Source organism: Nonomuraea sp. GTA35 (genome assembly GCF_041950525.1).
In the GTDB taxonomy this organism is placed as follows: Bacteria; Actinomycetota; Actinomycetes; order Streptosporangiales; family Streptosporangiaceae; genus Nonomuraea.
Genome location: NZ_JBGNUV010000002.1, coordinates 814,153 through 833,239, shown reverse-complemented (window position 1 = coordinate 833,239; position 19,087 = coordinate 814,153). Strand labels below are relative to the sequence as shown.

Below are 19,087 nucleotides of genomic sequence, written 5' to 3'. Positions count from 1 at the left end.
CTCCGTCCGCCCGCTACCGGTCAGATTCTAGGGACGGCGACGATCGCTGTGATCCGGGGCGGCGCCGTCAGGCCGGATATGTGCCAGGTGGCACCGGGCGAGCCGGCCGCGACCCGGCGGGCGCCCGGCCGGTGAGGTAGCGCTGGAGCACGGGGGCGACCCGGCCGGCCAGCTCGTCCGGCTCGGCGGCGACCAGCGCGTCCGCGGCGGACGGCGTAGCGGGTGATGGCCAGGCCGGCTCTAAAGTCCTTGTGCGGGGACTTTCAAGTCCTCGCGTGAGGACTCCAGCGTGGGAGGGCGGCGTGGCGTTCCGGGAAGGCGGGTTGCGCCCGGGGCGGGATGGCGATGCCGGTGCCGAGTCGCTCGCCGATCGCGGTGACACAGGTCGGGTGGACGGGCAGGTGGGGGATCGGGCCGGCTCCATGGACGAGGCGGCCGCAGCCGACGGTCAGGGCTGCCGGCTCCTCGCGGGCTACGCCGCGTAGACCGGGGCGAGGTCGACGAAGATGCGGTAGTCGGAGATCAGGCCGTCGGAGCCGGTGCGCCAGATCGACACGGCCGGGACGCTGACGTCCTTGCCGTCGAGCCGCCGGTAGGTGACCTCGGTCTCGGCGATGCTGTCGTCACCGGTCTGCCAGGTCCTGACGATGCGGTGCCGCAGCCCGCCGATCGTGGCGAAGAACGTCCGGAGCCCGGCGGCGATGGCCTCGCGGCCGACCGCCGGCTCGGCGTTGGCGAACACGAGCGTGGCGTCCTCGGACAACAACTTCACGAACTCGTCGACGTCGAACGAGTCCACCACCTGGAAGACGTGTCGTATCGCAGCGACGGACATGCCGGTCACCTCTCACGTGATCAGGATCGTTGGTGGGGACGATACGGGACCAGGCGCGGCGTGCAACTAGCAGAAAAGGGAGGATTCGGGGTGGACGGGCGGGGGTGTGGGCTCGATGCTGGTGAGCAGCACCGCCCTGATCGCCGGTCGAGTGGAGGACCCATGCAGTTCCGTACCCGGACCCGTCGTGCCGCCGCCGCGACCGCCGCGCTGGTCGCCGTGCTGGCGCTGGGCGCCTCCCCGGCGCGGGCGGACGGCGCGTCGGACCCGTGCACCGACGCGAACGTGGTCCGCACGCCGCAGAGCGCCATGGTGCTGGCCGACGGCGAGTCGGGGGCCAAGCGCCCGGTCTGAAGGCATGTCGTAGTACGACAGACATCAAAGTTTGACAGCCATCGAACTTCCGTGCTGCAGTGGACCCCGCGTTCCCTGTGACGGAAGGACTGAGTGATGGCCAGGACAGTGGTGTTCCGCGAGCTCGGCGGGCCCGAGGTGATGCGGATCGAGGACGTCGAGGTAGCCGATCCGGGGCCCGGCGAGGTGCGGATCCGGGTGGAGGCGATCGGGCTGAACCGGTCGGAGACGCTGTTCCGCTCCGGCCGGTACATCGAGCCGGTGAAGCGCTTCCCCGCCACGCTGGGCACGGAGGCGGCCGGCGTCGTGGAGGCGGTCGGCGCGGGGGTGACCGGGGTGCGGCCGGGGCAGCCGGTCAGCACGGTGCAGACGTTCTCGATGAACGACTACGGCGTGTACGGCGAGCGGATGATCGTGCCCGCCGCGGCGGTGCTGCGCCGCCCGGAAGGGATCGGCGCGGTCGAGGGCGCCGCCGTGTGGATGTCGTACGTGACGGCCTACGGCGCGCTGATGGAGACCGGCGGGATGCGGCCCGGCGACACGGTCGTGCTGAACGCGGCCTCCAGCAGCGTGGGGCTGGCCGCCATCCACGTCGCCGACCGCCTCGGCGCCACGCCGATCGCCCTGACCCGCACCGCCGCCAAGAAGGAGGCGCTGCTGAAGGAGGGCGCGGCCGAGGTGATCGTCACCGAGCAGGAGGAGGACGTGGCGGAGCGGGTGCTGGCGGCCACCGGCGGCCGGGGCGCCGAGCTCGTCCTCGACGCGGTCGCGGGCCCCGGCGTGCGGGACCTGACCCGGGCGGTCGCGGACGGCGGCATGCTGCTGGTGTACGGGGCGCTGAGCGGGCAGCCGACGCCCTATCCGGGGATCGAGCTCGGCATGCCGGCGGTGGCCATGCGGACGTACACGATGCTGGAGACGACGACCAGGCCCGAGCGGCTGCGCCGCGCGGCGGCGTTCGTGGCGTCCGGGCTGCGCTCCGGGGCCTTCAGGCCCGTCGTGGACCGCACCTTCGAGCTGGACGAGATTGCCGGGGCGCACCGCTACCTGGAGTCGAACGCGCAGGTCGGCAAGATCGTGGTCACCGTCCCCTGATGCTCGCCGGCCAGCGTGAGCGTTAACTTTCGTTTACCGGAACGATGGTCTAGGGTTCGGAACATGTCCGAGCAAAACTCCGCGGACAAGCTCGTCGGCTCCGACCGCGTGCTGGCGGTGCTGGCCGAGCTGGCGCGCCATCCCGACGGCATCGGGCTGGAGGAGATGGCGCGGGCGGTGGCGAGCCCGAAGCCGACGGTGCACCGCGCGCTGGCCGCGCTGCGCCGCGCCGGCCTCGCCGCCCAGCACGGCCACGGCCGCTACGTGCTGGGCGACGAGTTCCTGCGGATGGCCTTCGCGCACCACGAGGCGCGGCCCGACCACGTCCGCGTCATGCCGGTGCTCAGGGCGCTGTGCGAGCGTTACGGCGAGACGGCTCACTACGCCGTGCTCGACGGGCCCTCGGTCGTCTACCGGTCCAAGCTCGACCCGGCCGCCGGGGCGGTGCGGCTCAGCTCGGTGGTGGGCGGCCGCAACCCGGCCCACTGCACGGCTGTCGGCAAGGTGCTCCTCGCCGACGCGCTCAGGACCGAGGACGCGGTCCGCGCCTGGGCGGACGGCCGCACGCTGGAACGGCCGACCGAGCAGTCGATCGGCACCGCCGAGGAGCTGCACGCCGAGCTCGTCCGCATCCGCGAGCAGGGCTACGCCACCGACGACCAGGAGAACGAGCCCGGGGTCAACTGCGTGGCCGTCGCCGCCTACCTGACCTCGCCCACCGTGCCCAGCGGCGCGATCAGCGTCAGCGGCCTGGCCTACCGCACGCCGCTGCGCAAGCTCGTCGACGACGTGCCCGCCATCCGCGCCATCGCCTCAGGAGAGGACCTTCCGTGACGTTCACCGCCGTCCCGGCCTCGGCCGACGTCTACGAGCTGGGCGAAGGCCCGGTGTGGGACGCCGGCCGGCAGCGCCTGCTGTGGGTCGACATCGTCGCGGGCACCGTGTACGAGGGGCGCCTCGACGCGGAGACCGGCAGCGTCACGGTCAGCGGCCGGCACGTCTTCGACGGCACCGTGGGCGCCGTGGCCGTGGCGGCCGGCGGCGAGCTGATCGTGGCCGGGCAGGCCACGCTGATCAGGGCCGACGCCGGCGGGAGCCGTACGGAGCTGGCCAGGGTGCTGCCCGAGGGCGTGCGCAGCCGGCTGAACGACGGCGCCGTCGATCCGGCCGGGCGGTTCCTGATCGGCAGCCTGGCCCAGGACGGCCGCCACGGTCAGGAGGTGCTGGCCCGCCTCGACAAGACCGGGCTGACGCATCTCGACACCGACCTGGTGCTCTCCAACGGCCTGGCCTGGGCCGACGGCCGGCTCTACAGCGTCGACACCATCCCCGGCACGATCTGGGTCCGCGACTACGACCCGGACAGCGGCAGGGCCGGGCCGCGGCGGGAGGCGTTCACCATCACCGACGGCTCGCCCGACGGGATGTGCGCCGACGCCGGCGGCAACCTGTGGATCGCCAACTGGGGGCTCGGCCGCGTCGAGTGCCGCACTCCCGCCGGAGAGCTGCTCGACGTCGTCGAGACCGGCGCCCCGCACACCTCCAGCGCCGCCTTCGCCGGCCCCGACCTCGACGTCCTCGTCATCACCACGGCCACCATCGGCCTGAGCGACCCGGGCCCCGACGACGGCCGCCTGTTCACCGCCAGGGTGGGCGTACGCGGCCTGCCCACGCCCTACTGGAACCCCTGCTGAGAGAGACCCCCATGTACCTCATGCGCATCGGCGCGCCCGGCGCCGAGAAGCCCGTCGTCCGCATCGACGACACTCACTACATCGACGTCTGCGACGTCACCCCGGACTTCGACGAGCGCTTCTTCGCCGCCGGCGGCCCGGCCCTGCTCGCCGATCGGGTCGCGCGCGGTGACGTGCGGGAGTTCGCCGGCGAGCGGATCGGCGCGCCGATCGCCCGGCCGCACCAGATCCTGTGCATCGGCCTCAACTACAGCGACCACGCCGCCGAGACCGGCCAGGCCGTGCCGGACGAGCCGATCCTGTTCACCAAGTCGCCGAACACGCTCGTCGGCCCGTACGACGACGTGCGGATCCCGCGCGGCTCCACCAAGACCGACTGGGAGGTGGAGCTGGGCATCGTCATCGGCCGCCGCACCTCCTACCTCGTCTCGGTGGAGGAGGCGAAGGACGCGATCGCGGGCTACTGCGTGGTCAACGACGTCAGCGAGCGCGCCTTCCAGATGGAGCGCGGCGGCCAGTGGAGCAAGGGCAAGTCCGCAGAGACGTTCAACCCGGCCGGGCCGTGGCTGGTCACCCCCGACGAGATCGCCGACGTGAGGAACCTCGGCATGTGGCTGGACGTCAACGGCGTGCGCCGCCAGACCGGCACCACCAAGACGATGATCTTCGACCCGTACGTCATCGTGCACCACCTGAGCCAGTTCATGGTCCTGGAGCCCGGCGACCTCATCAACACCGGCACCCCGCCCGGCGTCGGCATGGGCCACGACCCCCAGATCTGGCTCCAGCCGGGCGACGTGATGGAGTTGGGTATCGAGGGCCTCGGCAGCCAGCGCCAGCAGGTCATCGCCCCCCGCTGAAGCCGCCTGCGGGCGCCGTCATGACGCGCGCCGCTGAACACCTCGTTGGAACACGGAGAAAGCATGAGCCTGACCGCACCCGATCCCGCAGTCCTGGCCGCAGTCGAGGCCGCCGTCCCCGGGATCGCCAGGGCGCGGGCGAGCGACCGGCTCGGCCTGGCTCACGACGCCTCGCACTACCTGCTCACGCCGCAGGCCGTGCTGGTGCCGGAGAGCGCGGAGCAGGTGGCGGCGCTGCTGCGGACGGGGCTGCCCCTGACGTTCCGCTCGGGCGGCACCAGCCTGAGCGGGCAGGCCGTCAGCGAGCACCTGCTCGTGGACACCCGGCGGCACTTCCGCGCCATCGAGGTGCTGGACGGCGGGGACCGGGTGCGGGTCCAGCCCGGCGCGGTGCTGCGGCAGGTCAACGCCCGCCTCGCCCCGTACGGCCGCAAGCTCGGCCCCGACCCGGCCAGCGAGTCGGCGTGCACGATCGGCGGCGTCGTCGCCAACAACTCCAGCGGCATGACCTGCGGCACGCACGCCAACACGTACCAGACCCTGGAGTCGATGACGATCGTGCTGCCCAGCGGCACCGTCATCGACACCGGCGCACCGGACGCGGACGAGCGCCTGCGGGCGTTCGAACCGGAACTGGCGGCAGGCTTGGAGCGACTGCGCGACCGAGTCCGGAAAAATCCGGACTCGGTGCGCCGCATCCGGGCCCAGTTCTCGCTCAAGAACACCATGGGTTACGGGCTGAACAGCCTGCTCGACCACGACACGCCCGCGCAGATCCTCGCCCACCTCGTCATCGGCAGCGAGGGCACGCTCGGCTTCGTCGCGGAGGCAGTCTTCCGCACGGTGCCCGCGCACCGGCTGGCCGCCACCGGCCTGCTCGTCTTCCCCACCCTGCACGCGGCGATGGCCGCCGTGCCCCACCTCGTCGAGGCCGCCCCCGCCGCCGTCGAGCTGCTGGACGCCGAGTCGCTGCGCGTGGCCAGGACCGACGCCGAGGCCGGCGAGATGCTGCGCTCGCTCGCCGTCGCCGAGCACGCCGCCCTCCTGGTCGAGTGGCAGGAGTCCGAGGAAGACCTCCTGGCCGGGCGCGAGCGCGCGGCCGGGGAGCTGCTGCCGGAGCTGGAGCTGGCCGTCCCCGCCTCGCTGAGCAGGGACGCGGGCGGCCGGGCGGCGCTGTGGCACATCCGCAAGGGCCTGTACGCCTCGGTCGCCGGCGCCCGCCCCAGCGGCACCACGGCCCTGCTCGAAGACGTCGCCGTCCCGGTGCCCGCCCTGGCCGAGCTCTGCGACGAGCTGACCGGCCTGTTCGCCCGGCACCGGTACGAGCGCAGCGTCATCTTCGGCCACGCCAAGGACGGCAACCTGCACTTCATGCTCAACGAGCGCTTCGACACCGAGCTCGACCGCTACGCCGCCTTCACCGAGGACATGGTCGAGGCCGTCCTGTCCAGGGGCGGCACGCTCAAGGCCGAGCACGGCACCGGGCGCGTCATGGCCCCGTTCGTGCGCCGCCAGTACGGCGACGAGCTGTACGAGGTGATGCGCGAGATCAAGCGCCTGTGCGACCCGGACGGCACGCTCAACCCGGGCGTCGTGCTCACCGACCGCGACGACGCCCACCTGCGCGACCTCAAGCACGTGGTCGCCGTCGAGCCCGAGGTGGACCGGTGCGTGGAGTGCGGCTACTGCGAGCCCGTCTGCCCCAGCCGCGACCTGACCACCACCCCGCGCCAGCGCATCGTGCTGCGCCGCGAGCTGGCCGCCGCCGTTTCCGCCGGCGACCATGACCTCGCCCGCGAGCTGGAGGCCGAGTACGGCTACGACGCCGTGGACACCTGCGCCGTGGACGGCATGTGCGCCACCGCCTGCCCCGTCGGCATCAACACCGGCGACCTGACCAAGCGCCTGCGCGCCGAACGCCACGGCCGCGCCGCGCGGCAGGGCTGGAAGAGCGCCGCCAGGCACTGGGACGGCGTCACCCGGGCGATGAACCTCGCCCTGGACACCGCCGCCGCCACCCCGCCCGCGCTGCCCGAGGCCGGCAGCCGCGCCGCCCGCGCCCTCGCCGCCGCGGAAGCCGTCCCCCAGTGGAGCCGCGACCTGCCGCGCGGCGGGTCGCGCCGCCGCCCGCTGCCGAACCCCGAGGCCGACGCGGTCTACCTCCCGTCCTGCCTGAACACCATGTTCGCCCCCGCCGACGGCGGGCCCGGCGTGATGATCGCGTTCGCCCGGCTGGCGCGGCGCGCGGGCGTGCGGTTGCACGTGCCGGAGGGCATCGCCGGGCTGTGCTGCGGCACGCCCTGGTCGTCCAAGGGCTACTCCGCCGGCCACGAGGTCATGGCCGGCCGCGTCCGCGACGCGCTGCTCGAAGCGACGGACGGCGGCCGCATCCCGGTGATCAGCGACGCCGCCTCCTGCACCGAGGGCTTCGCCCACCTCGGCCTGGAGGTGACGGACGCGGTCGCCTACACCGCCGAGCACCTCCTGCCCCGCCTGGCCGTCAAGCGCCGCCTGCCGTCCCTGGCCCTGCATCCCACCTGCTCCTCCACCCGCCTGGGCCTGGACGCCGCCATCAACCGGATCGCGCAGGCGGTCGCCGAGGAGGCGACGGTCCCGCAGGACTGGCAGTGCTGCGCGTTCGCCGGCGACCGCGGCCTGCTCCACCCCGAGCTGACCGCCTCCGCCACCCGCGCCGAGGCCGCCGCCGTACGGGCCGGGGAGTTCGCCGCGCACGCCTCGGTCAACCGCACCTGCGAGCTGGGCATGACGCGGGCCACCGGCAAGCCGTACCACCACCTGCTCGAACTGCTCGACCGGGCCACCGCGCCCTGACCTGCGCCGTGCTACTCGTGGGGGAGCAGGTACCGCCACGACAGCGCGATGTGCTCGCCGGACGGGGTGCGGTAGACGTGCCGGCCCCCGTCGGCAGGCACCAGCCGGGCGATCTTCCGCGCCTTGTCGCCCTTGTAGTCCTCGGTCTCCTTCCGGGGCGGCGCGGGCAGGCCCCGCGGCCACGGGTCGGCGTCGATGCCGGGGGCGTTCAGCCGCTGGGCGGACAGCCTCACCCGGGTGTTGGTGTAGGGGCGGCCCTTCGCGGCGGCGAGGTCGGCCAGGCGGCTGAGCCGGTCGTCGGCGCCGGCGAGCGCGGGGGCGTAGGCGTCCCGGGTCATGTCCAGATGCGGTACGTGCACCTCGCGCATCCCGCCCCCGCTGTCGACGCCCAGGACCGTGGCCGGCGCGTCGTACACCGTGGGCGTGCCGGGCCGGGGTGACGCGGTGGCGGGTTGCCCGGCCAGCTCCCGGCCCAGCTCCTTCACCAGGGTTTCGACCTCCGCGGGTGGCAGGCGCAGCTCGTGGGTGGCGTCGGCGATGGCCCGCCCGTCGGCGTAGACGACCAGCGAGGGAGGGCGTACGGCGACGAGGCCGGAAGCCGCCAGGCCGCCCACGTGCAGCCACATGGCCACCGGACGCCCGTCGGCGGCCGCTGTCACCCCGGCAGCGAGTGCGGCGGTGGTGGGCACGGTAGAAGGCGCGGCAGGAGGCACGGTAGAAGGCACGGTGGCCGGCTCGCTCGGAGGCGGGGCGGAGGGCCGGCCGAGCCGTTCAGGGCTCGGGGCGGCCGGGCCGGCCTGCCGTGCCTCCGCGCCCCCGCAGCCCGCGAGCACCGGCACCAGCACCATGACGACGATCGAACTCCATCTCATGCCACCTCAAACGATCACCGTCGGCGTCCGGTTCAACCAGGCGCGCCGGCGTTCGCGGGGCCTGAGATCCGTACGGGCGGGCAGAGACCTCACCATGCACGCCCTCGACATCCTGGCCATCGTGGCGCTCCTCGCCGGCATCGTCCTCGCGCTCTCCCAGAAGGTGTGGCCCGTGGCGCTGCTGTGCCTGGGATTGTTCCTGGCCGTCCTCGCCGACGCCGGCGTGATCCCGGCGCAGGCCCCATGACCGGGATGGCCGGGAGCACGGCACGTCATTAACCTGCCTCGACCATGGGCTGTTTATCGTGGATCTTGCAAGCCCGGTCCGACGAGGTGGTGGAGCGCGATGCCGGAGACGAGCGAGATCGAGGCGCTGAAGCGGCGCATGGGGCGCGTGGGGGTCTGGAACGCCACCCTCAGCAGGGAGCCGGCCTCGGTCGAGCGGGAGGCCGCCGCGGAGATCGAGAACCTGGGTTTCAGGACGCTGTGGATCGGCGAGACGCCGAACGGCAAGGAGTCGCTGACCCACGCGGCGATCCTGCTGGGCGCCACGAGCAGCCTCACGGTGGCGACCGGCATCGCCAGCATCTGGGCGCGCGACCCCATCGCCGCCGCCAACGGCGCCAACGCGCTCGCGGAGGCGTACGAGAGCCGCTTCGTGCTCGGCCTCGGCGTCAGCCACGCGCCCGTGGTGTCGGTGCGCGGGCACGACTACCGCAAGCCGGTGTCGGCCATGCGCCACTACCTCGACGCCATGGACGCCACCGAGTACGCCGGCCCGCTGCCGGAGCCCGCGCCCCGGGTGCTGGCCGCGCTGCGCCCCAGGATGCTGGAGCTGGCGGCCCAGCGGGCGAGCGGGGCGCATCCCTACTTCGTGCCCCCGGAGCACACCGCCCGCGCGCGGGCCGCGCTCGGCCCCGAGCCGCTGCTGGCGCCGGAGCAGACCGTCCTGCTGGAGACCGATCCGGACCGGGCGCGGCGCATCGCCCGCCAGTTCACCTCGCGCTACCTGGCGCTGCCGAACTACGCCAACAACCTGCGCGAGCTGGGCTGGGAGGACGAGGACCTGGCCGACGGCGGCAGCGACGCGCTGGTCGACGCCATCGTGGCGTGGGGCGATCCGGAGACGATCATCCAGCGGACGCGCGCGCATCTCGACGCGGGCGCCGACCACGTCTGCGTCCAGCCGCTCACCGGCAGCGCCGAGGAACTGCTCGAGCACCTGCGCGTCCTGGCCCAGGCCGACATCATCGAGACCTGAGCGCGCCGCCCGCCCGTCGCGCGTGACAGTCCCGGCCTCGGCAAGGGCAAGGGAAAGGAATGGAGCGGGCGGGCTACGGCCCGCGACGAGGGGGAAGGGCTCGGGGAGCCGGGCCCGCCTCCGGCGAGGAGGGGCGGGGCGCTCCCCACCGGCAGCCGTCGCGGTCAACCGGGGGAGTGGCTTGTGCGAGTCGTCGTCGATCTGACGCGCTGCCAGGGTTACGGGCAGTGCGTGTTCCTCGCGCCGGACGTCTTCACCATGCACGACGAGGCGCTCCTGTACGACCTGCAGCCCGCCGGCGAGCAGCGCGAGCACGTGCTCAGGGCGGCGGCGGCCTGCCCCGTCCAGGCCATCCACCTCGACAGGACGGCGCTGCCCATGCCGCCGCCGGGGCAGCGGGAGGCCGAGCCGCCGCCTCCGGCGTCCGGCGCGGCGGGGAAGGACGGCAGGATCGTGATCGTGGGCGCCTCGCTGGCCGGGGCGCGGGCGGCCGAGGTGCTCAGGCGGGAGGGTTTCGCCGGGTCGCTGACCATGATCGGCGACGAGACGCGCGAGCCGTACGACCGGCCGCCCCTGTCCAAGCAGGTCCTCACCGGCCAGGTCCCGCCCGAGCACACCCTGCTGCCCCGCCTGCGCGAGGTGGAGGCCGAGCTGCTGTTCGGCACGCCGGCGACCGGGCTGGACGTGGCCGGCAAGCGCGTACGGCTGGCGGACGGCAGGGAGATCGGCTTCGACCGCGTCCTGCTGGCCACCGGCACCCGTGCCCGCCCCTGGCCGGACGCGGCCGAGGGCGCGCTCGACGGCGTGCACACGCTGCGCGACGCGCGGGACGCCGCAGACCTGCGGCAGGCGCTGGCCGCCGGTCCGCGCCGCGTGCTGATCCTGGGCGCCGGATTCACCGGCAGCGAGATCGCCTCCGTCTGCCGGGAGCTGGACCTGCCGGTGACCGTCGTCGAGCGCGGCCCCGCCCCGCTCTACAACGCCATGGGCGGCGTCATCGGCGACGTGGCCGCCCAGCTCCACCGCGACCACGGCGTGGACCTGCGCTGCGGCACGACCGTCACGGCGCTGGAATCGGACGGGAACGGGCGGCTGCGCGGGGCCCGGCTGTCGGACGGCAGCACGGTCGAGGCGGACGTGGCCGTGGTGGCGCTCGGCTCCGTGCGCAACGTCGAGTGGCTGCGGGACTCCGGGCTGGCCGCCGGGGCGTGGGGGGTGACGTGCGACGCGGGCTGCCGGGTCGTGGACATCAACGGCCTGGTCACCGACGACGTCTTCGTGGCCGGCGACATCGCCCGCTTTCCGCACCCGCTGTACGACTACCAGTTCATGAGCCTCGAACACTGGGGCAACGCGGTCGCCCAGGCCGAGGTCGCCGCGCACAACATGGTGAGCGACCAGGCGCACCGCTGGCCGCACCTGTCGGTGCCGGTCTTCTGGTCCAGCCAGTTCGGCGTGAACATCAAGTCGGTCGGGGTGCCCACGTTCGCCGACCAGGTCGTCTTCACCCAGGGCTCGCCGGAGCAGCGGCGGTTCGTCGCCGTCTACGGCTACCAGGGCCGCATCACCGCGGCGGTCACCTTCGACCAGGCCATGTGGCTGGAGTTCTACCAGCGCCGGATCGAGCGGGCGGCCCCGTTCCCGCCGGACTTCCGCCACGTCGGCGGCGGTGCGGACGGGGAGCCGGTGCCCGCGCGGGTCCCCGAGCGGCTGGTCGCCACCGCGGGGGCGACGGTCGTGGTGACCGGTCACGACCCGGCGGAGCGCCGTGCCTCCCTGGTGCACCCACGCTGACAGCAGGAGAAGAGCATGAACGTCCTGAAGCAGATCCTCGACCCTGCCGCCCGCGCCGACCCGTACCGGTTCTTCGGCGCGCTCCGCGAGAGCCCCGTGGCGTTGCAGGACGACGGCACGTACCTGGTCAGCACCTACCGGGAGATCGTCGCCCTGCTGCACGACCCGCGCATCAGCTCCGACCGGCGCAACCTCGACAGCGCCGCGCCCCACGAGCCGGACCTCCACCCGTCCTTCATCGGCCTCGACCCGCCGGAGCACGACCGGCTGCGCCGCCTGGCCATGCGGCACTTCGGCCCGCCGCACTCGCCGGGGACGGTCGAGCGGCTGCGCCCGAAGATGCTCGCCCTCACCACCTCCCTGATCGACGCCCTGGCCGGCAGGAACCGGGCCGACCTCGTGGACGAGGTGGCCTACCCGCTGCCGGTGGCGGTGATCTGCGCGCTGCTCGGCGTGCCGGAGGAGGACGAGCCGCGCTTCCACGCGCTGGCGGACGAGGTCGTCGAGACGCTCGGGCCGGGGGAGGAGGACCGCGCGGAACGCGAGCGGGCGCGCCGGGCGGCGGCCACGGAGCTGTCGCGGTATCTCGCCGGGCTCGCCGAGACGCGCGGCCGGGAGCCGCAGGACGACATGCTGTCGGGGCTCATGACCTACCGCGGCCCCGAGGGCGGCATGACGCAGGACGAGGTGGTGGCCACGTCGGTGCTGCTGCTGATCGCCGGCCACGAGACCACGATCAACCTCATCGCCAACGGCATGCTCACCTTCCTGCGCCGCCCCGAGCTGCTGGAACGGCTGCGCGACGAGCCCGACCTGATCATCCCCGCCGTCGAGGAGCTGCTGCGGTACGAGCCGCCCGTGCAGTTCGTGTCCTCCCGGGTGGCCCTGGACGACATCACGATCGCGGGCACCACGATCCCGGCGGGGGCGCCCGTCGTGCTGGCCATGGCGGCGGGCAGCCGCGATCCCGGCCACGTGGCGCATCCGGACGAGTTCGACCTCCACCGGCCGCGCAACGAGCACCTCGGCTTCGGCGGCGGCGTGCACTACTGCTTCGGCGCCCCGCTGGCCAGGATGGAAGCGCAGATCGTGCTGAACGAGCTGGTCCGCAGGCTGGACAACCCGCGGCTGGTCGCCGACCCGCCGCCCTACCGGCCGAGCGCCGTCCTGCGGGGGCCGCGACACCTGGTGGTGGAGTACGACGGCGTGGCCCCCGCGTGACGCTCGGGGCCGGGCGCGGATCGGAGGCGTCGCCAAGAGTTGTCATACGACTTATGGAGTCATACGATGACAGATGAATCTGCCGCCGACCACGCCGAGGACCCTCCATGGACCGCATCCGCCACGTCGCCCTGTCGTCCGTCACGCTCCCGCTCGACGTCCCCATCAGTGACGCGAAAGTGCTGACCGGGCGGCAGAAGCCGATGACCGAGATCGTCTTCCTCTTCGCCGAGATCTCGACCGAGGACGGCCACAGCGGCACCGGCTTCAGCTACTCCAAGCGGGCCGGCGGCCCCGCCCAGTTCGCGCACGCCAAGGAGGTCGGCGAGAACCTGCTCGGGCAGGACCCGTCCGACATCGGCAAGGTGTACGAGTCGCTGCTGTGGGCGGGCGCGTCGGTCGGCCGGTCGGGGGTGGCCACGCAGGCGCTGGCCGCGATCGACGTGGCGCTGTGGGACCTGAAGGCGAAGCGGGCGGGGCTGCCGCTGGCCAAGCTGCTGGGCGCCTACCGCGACTCCGTCAGGACGTACAACACCTCCGGCGGGTTCCTGCACGCGCCGATCGAGGAGGTCAAGGCGCGGGCGACGCAGTCGCTGGCCGACGGCATCGGCGGCATCAAGATCAAGGTGGGCCAGCCGGACATGCGGGAGGACCTGCGGCGCCTGGCGGCCGTGCGGGAGCACCTCGGGGACGGGGTGCCGCTGATGGTGGACGCCAACCAGCAGTGGGACCGGGCGAGCGCGCTGCGGTTCGGGCGGGCGGTGGAGGACCTGGGGCTGGTGTGGATCGAGGAGCCGCTGGACGCCTACGACGCCGAGGGGCACGCCCAGCTCGCCGCCGCGCTCGACACCCCCATCGCCACCGGCGAGATGCTCTCCAGCGTCGCCGAGCACGTCCGCCTCATCGAGGCCCGCGCCGCCGACATCATCCAGCCCGACGCCCCGCGCGTCGGCGGCATCACCCCGTTCCTGCGCCTGGCCACGCTCGCCGACCACGCGGGGCTGCAACTCGCGCCGCACTTCGCCATGGAGATCCACCTCCACCTGGCCGCCGCCTACCCGCGCGAGCCCTGGGTGGAGCACTTCGAGTGGCTCAACCCGCTGTTCAACGAGCGGCTCGAGACGCGTGACGGCCGCATGATCGTGCCGGACCGGCCCGGGCTCGGGTTCACGCTCAGCGAGCAGTGCCGCAAGTGGACGGTGGACTCCGTCGAGTTCGGGAAGGCCTGAGCCGTGCGCATCGCGTCGGTACGGTTCGGCCGCTACGCCGTGCCGCTCGCCCGGCCGGTCAGCGACGCCAAGGTGGCCACGGGGCGGCAGCGCCCCCTGGCCCGGATCGACGTCCTGACCTGCGAGATCGCCACGGAGGACGGCCTGGCCGGGCTGGGGTTCTCCTACACGACCAGGGCGGGCACGCCGGCGCAGTTCGCGCACGCCAAGGAGGTCGGCGAGCTCCTGCTGGGCGAGGACCCGTCCGGCATCGGGCGGATCTACGACCGGTTGTTGTGGGCGGGCGCCTCGGTGGGCCGGTCCGGGGTGGCCACGCAGGCGCTGGCCGCGATCGACGTGGCGCTGTGGGACCTGAAGGCGAAGCGGGCGGGGCTGCCGCTGGCCAAGCTGCTGGGCGCCTACCGCGACTCGGTGCGGGTCTACAACACCTCCGGCGGTTACCTCCAGGCTCCGATCGAGGAGGTGCGGGAGAAGGCCACGCGGTCGCTGGCCGACGGCATCGGCGGCATCAAGATCAAGGTGGGCCAGCCGGACATGCGGGAGGACCTGCGGCGCCTGGCGGCCGTGCGGGAGCACCTCGGGGACGGGGTGCCGCTGATGGTGGACGCCAACCAGCAGTGGGACCGGGCGAGCGCGCTGCGGTTCGGGCGGGCGGTGGAGGACCTGGGGCTGGTGTGGATCGAGGAGCCGCTGGACGCCTACGACGCCGAGGGGCACGCCCAGCTCGCCGCCGCGCTCGACACCCCCATCGCCACCGGCGAGATGCTCGCCGGGATCCCCGATCTGGTCCGCCTCGTGGACCTGCGGGCGGTGGACTTCCTGCAGCCCGACGTGCCCCGCGTCGGCGGCATCACCCCCTACCTCAAGGTCGCGGCGCTGGCCGACCACGCGCACCTCCAGGTCGCGCCGCACTTCGTGATGGAGATCCACGTGCACCTGGCCGCGGCCTACCCGCGCGACTCCTGGGTCGAGCACATCGAGTGGCTCTCGCCCCTGTTCGAGGAGCGGCTGGAGATCGCGGGCGGCCGGATGACCGTGCCGGACCGGCCCGGGCTCGGCCTCACCCTCTCCGGGCGGGCCCGGGACTGGCGGCTGGACGAGGTCGAGTTCCACGCGGACGGCCGGTAGATTGTCCGCCGTGCCGCCCGATCACCGACTCGACCGCGACACCGGTCGCGGGCTCGCGCACGAGCTCGTCGAGCGGCTCAAGGCCCGCATCCTGGCGGGCGAGATCCAGCCGGGGCAGAAGCTGCCCACCGAGTCGTCGCTGATCCAGGAGTTCGGGGTCAGCCGTACGGTGGTGCGCGAGGCCGTCTCGCGGCTGCAGGCCGCCGGGCTCGTCGAGACCTTCCAGGGGCGCGGGTCGTTCGTGCTGGCGCTGCCCGCCTCCACGGCGTTCTCCGTGGAGGCGTCGCAGGTGCGGACCCACCGCGACGTCCTCGACATGATCGACTTCCGCATCGGGGTCGAGACGGAGGCGGCGGGGCTGGCGGCCGAGCGGCGTACGGATCTGCAGCTCAAGGCGATCGAACGGGCCCTGGTCGATCTCGGGCGGATCGGGGAGCAGCCGAGCAGCGCGGTCGAGGCCGACTTCGAGTTCCACCTCAAGATCGCGCTCGCCGCGAACAACCGGTTCTACGCCGATCTGCTCACGTCGCTCGGGCCCATGATGATCATGCTGCCCCGGACGCGGCTGGAGCACGTCTACACGGTCTCCGACGCCACCCACTTCACGCGGGTGACACTGGAGCACGAGAACGTCTACCGCGCCATCGCCGGCCAGGACGCCGCGGCGGCGCGGGCGGCCATGCGCCTGCACCTGTCCAACTCGCGGGCCAGGCTGCAGGCGCCCTGACCCGTTACCAGCGGGCGGTGTTGGGGGTGAAGTCCGGGACGATCGAGCGCATGTACGCCGTGTCCTCGCGGCCCCGCTGCCCGCACCGGACGTACTGCTCGTGCAGGGCGGCCAGCGCGTCCTCGTCCAGCTCGACGCCGAGCCCAGGCCCCGTGGGCACGGCGATGGCGCCCTCGCGGAACTCCAGCACCCCCGGCTTGACGACCTCCTCCGTCTTCCACGGGTAGTGGGTGTCGCAGGCGTAGGTGAGGTTCGGGGTGGCGGCGGCCAGGTGGGTCATGGCGGCCAGGCTGACCCCGAGGTGCGAGTTGGAGTGCATCGACAACCCGATGCCGAACGTCTCGCAGATGCCCCCCAGCAGCGCCGAGCGGCGCAGGCCGCCCCACAGGTGGTGGTCGGAGAGCACGACCTGCACGGCGTCCGCGGCGACCGCCGGCTTGAGGTGATCGAAGGAGATCACGCACATGTTCGTGGCGAGGGGGAGGTCGGTGTGCTTGGAGACCTCGGCCATCCCGGGGATGCCCGGCGTCGGGTCCTCCAGGTACTCCAGCACGCCGGAGAGCCGGTCGGCCGCCTTGATCGAGGTCTCGACGGTCCAGGCGCCGTTCGGGTCGATGCGCAGGGCGTGGCCGGGGAAGGCCGCCGCCAGGGCCTCGACGGTCTCGAACTCGTGGCGCGGCTCGTACACGCCGCCCTTGAGCTTGACGGCGGTGAAGCCGTACTCGGAGATCATCCGCCGCGCCTGGGCGACCATCTGCTCGGGCGTGCGCCCCTCGCCCCAGGTGTCCTCGTCGTGGCCAGGGTGACCGGCCCACTTGTAGAACAGGTACGCCGAGTACGGCACGCGGTCGCGTACGGCGCCGCCGAGCAGGTCGCTCACCGGCCGGCCGAGCGCCCTGCCCTGCAGGTCCAGCAGCGCCACCTCGAAGGGCGACACCACGGTGTCCACGGCGCTGGAGACCTCCAGCATGCCGCCGAAGCTCGCGCCCGCGCCCGCCGTGGAGGCGCCGAGCGTCTCGGTCACGATCCGGCGCAGGGCGTGCAGGTCGAAGACGTCCGCGCCGGGCAGGGCGGCGGCGACCGCCTCCAGCCGCTCCACGTGCGCCTGGTCGGCGTACGTCTCGCCGAGGCCCACCAGCCCCTCGTCGGTGTGCACCTGGACGATGGTCCGCAGCACGTACGGCTGGTGCACGCCCACGACGTTGAGCAGGGGCGGGTCGCGGAAGGCGACGGGGGTGACGACGACCCGGCTGATCCGGCCGGCCTCGCGAACGCTCATCGCGCCGCCTTCACCGTCAGCACGGGCACGGTGGACTCCATGAGGATGCGCTGCGCCTCGCTGCCCATGATGAACTTGCCCACCAGCGACCGGTGCCGCAGCCCGATCACGACGAGCGTCGCGCCGGTCTCCCTGGCCAGCGCCTCGAAGGTCTCGGGCAGGTCGTCGTCGTGCAGCGGCTGGCGCAGCTCGGCGTCCACCCCCGCCTCCCGGGCCCGGCGCAGCAGCTCGGCGCCGGCGGCGTCGTCGATCTTGTGCTCGTCGATGGGGGCGCCGCGGCGCGGGGAGTTCACGATGATCACGCGCTCCCCGCGCAGCTTGCCCTCACGCAGGCCCGCGTCGACGGCGGCCTCGCCCTCGGGTGTGGGCAGGTAACCGACGAGGATGGTCATTTGATCTTCTCCTCAACACGATCATCGGATGTCTTGCGGCGTATCGCCTTGCGGATCAGTGGCCAGGCCGCCACCACCAGGATCACGGCGAAGATCGTCCCCGAGATGGGCCGGGTGAGGAAGCCGGTCGGGTCGCCGCCGTAGATGAGCAGCCCCTGCCGCGCGGAGCTCTCGATCATCGAGCCCAGCACGAACGCCAGCACCAGCGGCCCCGGCTCGAAGCCGAACTTCTTCATCAGATACCCCAGCACGCCGAACACGATCACCAGGAAGATGTCGTAGACCTGGTTGCGCACCGTGTACGCGCCGAGCAGCGTGATCAGCACCGTGATCGGGGCCATGATGGCCGGCCGCACCCGCAGGATGCGCACGAACACGCCCACCATCGGGATGCTCATGATCAGCAGCAGGATGTTGCCGATGTACATGGAGTTGATGACGCCCCAGAACACGTCGGGGTGCTCGGTGACGAGCTGCGGCCCCGGCTGGATGCCCTGGATGAGCAGCGCGCCGAACATCAGCGCCATCGTCGCGTTCGCCGGGATGCCGAGCGTCAGCAGCGGGATGAACGAGGAGGTGGCGGCGGCGTTGTTGGCGGTCTCCGGCGCGGCCACGCCCTCGACCGCGCCCTGGCCGAAGCGCTCGGGCTGCTTGGCGCGCCGCTTCTCCAGCGCGTACGCGGCCAGCGACGACAGCACCGCGCCACCGCCGGGCAGCACGCCCAGCACGAACCCGATGAGCGAGCCGCGCCCGATCGCGCCACTGGCCTGCCCGAGGTCCTTGCGCGACGGCCACACGTTGCCGACCTTGGCCGGCGAGTGCACCTTGTTGTGCCGCTCCTCCAGGTTGTAGAGGATCTCGCTGAGGCCGAACAGACCCATGGCGATCGGGATGAAGTCGATGCCCTCGGCCAGGTTCAGGCTGCCGAAGGTGAAGCGCTCGGCGCCGGTGAACGTGTCGCGGCCCACGGTCGCGATCAGCAGGCCGACGCAGGCGGCGATGATGGCCTTGAGCTTGTTGCCGTTGCCGATCGAGGAGATCAGCAGCACGCCGAGGATGCCCAGGGCGGCGTACTCGGGCGGCCCGAAGTCGAGCGCGAACCCGGCCACGACCGGGGCGACGAGTGTCAGGCCGATGATCGAGACCGTGCCGCCGACGAAGGAGCCGATGGCCGCGATGCCCAGGGCCGTGCCCGCCTTGCCCTGCTTGGCCAGGGCGAAGCCGTCGAAGACGGTGACCACGGAGGACGCCTCGCCGGGCAGGCGGAGCAGGACCGAGGTGATCGTGCCGCCGTACTGGGCGCCGTAGAAGATGCCCGCCAGCATGATGATCGCCGACACGGGCCCGATGCCGTACGTGATCGGCAGCAGGATGGCGATCGTCGCGCCGGGCCCGAGGCCGGGCAGCACGCCGATGAGCATGCCGATGATGACGCCGATGAGGCAGTAGAGCAGGTTGGTCGGCTCCAGGACGACGCCGAAACCGTCGAGGATCGGGGAGATGTCCATGTGACT

Annotated in this window: 19 protein-coding genes; 14 read left to right on the top strand and 5 right to left on the bottom strand. The window is 73.0% G+C overall.

The annotated features are described in order from the left end of the window. Positions 1–275 precede the first annotated feature (275 nt). Positions 276–485, top strand: a complete 210-nt coding sequence (locus tag ACBJ32_RS10430) for a hypothetical protein (RefSeq protein WP_375126550.1) — start codon at positions 276–278, stop codon at positions 483–485. Here ACBJ32_RS10430 and ACBJ32_RS10425 read toward each other — a convergent pair. After that, positions 473–835 (bottom strand): nuclear transport factor 2 family protein, encoded by a 363-nt coding sequence (locus ACBJ32_RS10425; RefSeq protein WP_375126549.1) that lies wholly within the window; start codon positions 833–835, stop codon positions 473–475. The two genes, ACBJ32_RS10430 and ACBJ32_RS10425, sit on opposite strands and share 13 nt — an antisense overlap. 162 nt (positions 836–997) lie before the next feature. On the opposite strand from ACBJ32_RS10425, the gene ACBJ32_RS10420 reads away from it, so the two are divergent. The 6 genes from ACBJ32_RS10420 (at position 998) to ACBJ32_RS10395 (ending at position 7,670) form a co-directional block, all read left to right on the top strand. Continuing rightward, the gene (locus tag ACBJ32_RS10420) at positions 998–1,189 is read left to right on the top strand and encodes a hypothetical protein (RefSeq protein WP_357866306.1); all 192 of its coding nucleotides are present in this window, start codon (positions 998–1,000) and stop codon (positions 1,187–1,189) included. 96 nt (positions 1,190–1,285) lie between these two features. Then, positions 1,286–2,284 (top strand): zinc-dependent alcohol dehydrogenase family protein, encoded by a 999-nt coding sequence (locus ACBJ32_RS10415; RefSeq protein WP_375126548.1) that lies wholly within the window; start codon positions 1,286–1,288, stop codon positions 2,282–2,284. 63 nt (positions 2,285–2,347) lie between these two features. Continuing rightward, positions 2,348–3,118 (top strand): IclR family transcriptional regulator, encoded by a 771-nt coding sequence (locus tag ACBJ32_RS10410; RefSeq protein WP_357866309.1) that lies wholly within the window; start codon positions 2,348–2,350, stop codon positions 3,116–3,118. Then, entirely contained in the window at positions 3,115–3,978 is an 864-nt protein-coding gene (locus ACBJ32_RS10405) for an SMP-30/gluconolactonase/LRE family protein (RefSeq protein WP_375126547.1), read from the top strand. The genes ACBJ32_RS10410 and ACBJ32_RS10405 overlap by 4 nt, the downstream gene beginning before the upstream one ends. Positions 3,979–3,989: 11 nt before the next feature. Next, complete coding sequence (locus ACBJ32_RS10400) at positions 3,990–4,838, top strand: fumarylacetoacetate hydrolase family protein (RefSeq protein WP_375126546.1); 849 nt, start codon at positions 3,990–3,992, stop codon at positions 4,836–4,838. Positions 4,839–4,901: 63 nt separating this feature from the next. Beyond that, positions 4,902–7,670, top strand: a complete 2,769-nt coding sequence (locus tag ACBJ32_RS10395; protein ID WP_375126545.1) for an FAD-binding and (Fe-S)-binding domain-containing protein — start codon at positions 4,902–4,904, stop codon at positions 7,668–7,670. 11 nt (positions 7,671–7,681) lie between these two features. Here ACBJ32_RS10395 and ACBJ32_RS10390 read toward each other — a convergent pair whose 3' ends face one another. Then, positions 7,682–8,542 (bottom strand): hypothetical protein, encoded by an 861-nt coding sequence (locus tag ACBJ32_RS10390; protein ID WP_375126544.1) that lies wholly within the window; start codon positions 8,540–8,542, stop codon positions 7,682–7,684. Here ACBJ32_RS10390 and ACBJ32_RS10385 point away from each other — a divergent pair. From ACBJ32_RS10385 to ACBJ32_RS10355, 7 genes are all read left to right on the top strand, one after another. Continuing rightward, positions 8,541–8,789, top strand: coding sequence for a hypothetical protein (locus tag ACBJ32_RS10385; RefSeq protein WP_375126543.1), 249 nt, complete (start codon positions 8,541–8,543; stop codon positions 8,787–8,789). The two genes, ACBJ32_RS10390 and ACBJ32_RS10385, sit on opposite strands and share 2 nt — an antisense overlap. A 99-nt stretch (positions 8,790–8,888) precedes the next feature. Beyond that, positions 8,889–9,803, top strand: a complete 915-nt coding sequence (locus ACBJ32_RS10380; protein WP_375126542.1) for an LLM class F420-dependent oxidoreductase — start codon at positions 8,889–8,891, stop codon at positions 9,801–9,803. A 183-nt stretch (positions 9,804–9,986) separates the two neighbouring features. Further along, positions 9,987–11,597: an FAD-dependent oxidoreductase gene (locus ACBJ32_RS10375; protein WP_375126541.1), complete on the top strand. Its 1,611-nt coding sequence runs from the start codon at positions 9,987–9,989 to the stop codon at positions 11,595–11,597. A 15-nt stretch (positions 11,598–11,612) separates the two neighbouring features. Further along, positions 11,613–12,818, top strand: a complete 1,206-nt coding sequence (locus tag ACBJ32_RS10370) for a cytochrome P450 (RefSeq protein WP_375126540.1) — start codon at positions 11,613–11,615, stop codon at positions 12,816–12,818. 107 nt (positions 12,819–12,925) lie between these two features. Next, a complete protein-coding gene (locus ACBJ32_RS10365) occupies positions 12,926–14,047 on the top strand; it encodes a mandelate racemase/muconate lactonizing enzyme family protein (protein WP_375126539.1) in 1,122 nt (373 codons plus the stop codon). A gap of 3 nt (positions 14,048–14,050) precedes the next feature. Next, a complete protein-coding gene (locus tag ACBJ32_RS10360) occupies positions 14,051–15,175 on the top strand; it encodes a mandelate racemase/muconate lactonizing enzyme family protein (protein ID WP_375126538.1) in 1,125 nt (374 codons plus the stop codon). 10 nt (positions 15,176–15,185) lie between these two features. Then, positions 15,186–15,902: a FadR/GntR family transcriptional regulator gene (locus ACBJ32_RS10355; protein WP_357866330.1), complete on the top strand. Its 717-nt coding sequence runs from the start codon at positions 15,186–15,188 to the stop codon at positions 15,900–15,902. Between the two features lie 4 nt (positions 15,903–15,906). Here the strand turns inward: ACBJ32_RS10355 and ACBJ32_RS10350 are convergent, their stop codons facing one another. Genes ACBJ32_RS10350 through ACBJ32_RS10340 form a run of 3 tightly spaced genes read right to left on the bottom strand, consistent with a single transcriptional unit; the run spans position 15,907 to position 19,081 of the window. Further along, on the bottom strand, positions 15,907–17,181 hold the full coding sequence (locus ACBJ32_RS10350; RefSeq protein ID WP_375126537.1) for a glucarate dehydratase family protein: 1,275 nt from the start codon (positions 17,179–17,181) through the stop codon (positions 15,907–15,909). After that, the gene (locus tag ACBJ32_RS10345) at positions 17,178–17,573 is read right to left on the bottom strand and encodes a universal stress protein (protein ID WP_375126536.1); all 396 of its coding nucleotides are present in this window, start codon (positions 17,571–17,573) and stop codon (positions 17,178–17,180) included. Before ACBJ32_RS10345 ends, ACBJ32_RS10350 begins: the two co-directional genes overlap by 4 nt. Further along, complete coding sequence (locus tag ACBJ32_RS10340; RefSeq protein ID WP_357866334.1) at positions 17,570–19,081, bottom strand: tripartite tricarboxylate transporter permease; 1,512 nt, start codon at positions 19,079–19,081, stop codon at positions 17,570–17,572. Before ACBJ32_RS10340 ends, ACBJ32_RS10345 begins: the two co-directional genes overlap by 4 nt. Positions 19,082–19,087: the final 6 nt, after the last annotated feature.

Bases quoted from the DNA above. Each gene is read 5' to 3' on its own strand.
- ACBJ32_RS10410 (WP_357866309.1), top strand. From the start codon at position 2,348: ATGTCCGAGCAAAACTCCGCGGACAAGCTCGTCGGCTCCGACCGCGTG.
- ACBJ32_RS10350 (WP_375126537.1), bottom strand. From the start codon at position 17,181: ATGAGCGTTCGCGAGGCCGGCCGGATCAGCCGGGTCGTCGTCACCCCC.
- ACBJ32_RS10390 (WP_375126544.1), bottom strand. From the start codon at position 8,542: ATGAGATGGAGTTCGATCGTCGTCATGGTGCTGGTGCCGGTGCTCGCG.
- ACBJ32_RS10345 (WP_375126536.1), bottom strand. From the start codon at position 17,573: ATGACCATCCTCGTCGGTTACCTGCCCACACCCGAGGGCGAGGCCGCC.
- ACBJ32_RS10395 (WP_375126545.1), top strand. From the start codon at position 4,902: ATGAGCCTGACCGCACCCGATCCCGCAGTCCTGGCCGCAGTCGAGGCC.
- ACBJ32_RS10420 (WP_357866306.1), top strand. From the start codon at position 998: ATGCAGTTCCGTACCCGGACCCGTCGTGCCGCCGCCGCGACCGCCGCG.
- ACBJ32_RS10380 (WP_375126542.1), top strand. From the start codon at position 8,889: ATGCCGGAGACGAGCGAGATCGAGGCGCTGAAGCGGCGCATGGGGCGC.
- ACBJ32_RS10370 (WP_375126540.1), top strand. From the start codon at position 11,613: ATGAACGTCCTGAAGCAGATCCTCGACCCTGCCGCCCGCGCCGACCCG.
- ACBJ32_RS10425 (WP_375126549.1), bottom strand. From the start codon at position 835: ATGTCCGTCGCTGCGATACGACACGTCTTCCAGGTGGTGGACTCGTTC.
- ACBJ32_RS10365 (WP_375126539.1), top strand. From the start codon at position 12,926: ATGGACCGCATCCGCCACGTCGCCCTGTCGTCCGTCACGCTCCCGCTC.
- ACBJ32_RS10415 (WP_375126548.1), top strand. From the start codon at position 1,286: ATGGCCAGGACAGTGGTGTTCCGCGAGCTCGGCGGGCCCGAGGTGATG.
- ACBJ32_RS10385 (WP_375126543.1), top strand. From the start codon at position 8,541: ATGCCACCTCAAACGATCACCGTCGGCGTCCGGTTCAACCAGGCGCGC.
- ACBJ32_RS10400 (WP_375126546.1), top strand. From the start codon at position 3,990: ATGTACCTCATGCGCATCGGCGCGCCCGGCGCCGAGAAGCCCGTCGTC.
- ACBJ32_RS10340 (WP_357866334.1), bottom strand. From the start codon at position 19,081: ATGGACATCTCCCCGATCCTCGACGGTTTCGGCGTCGTCCTGGAGCCG.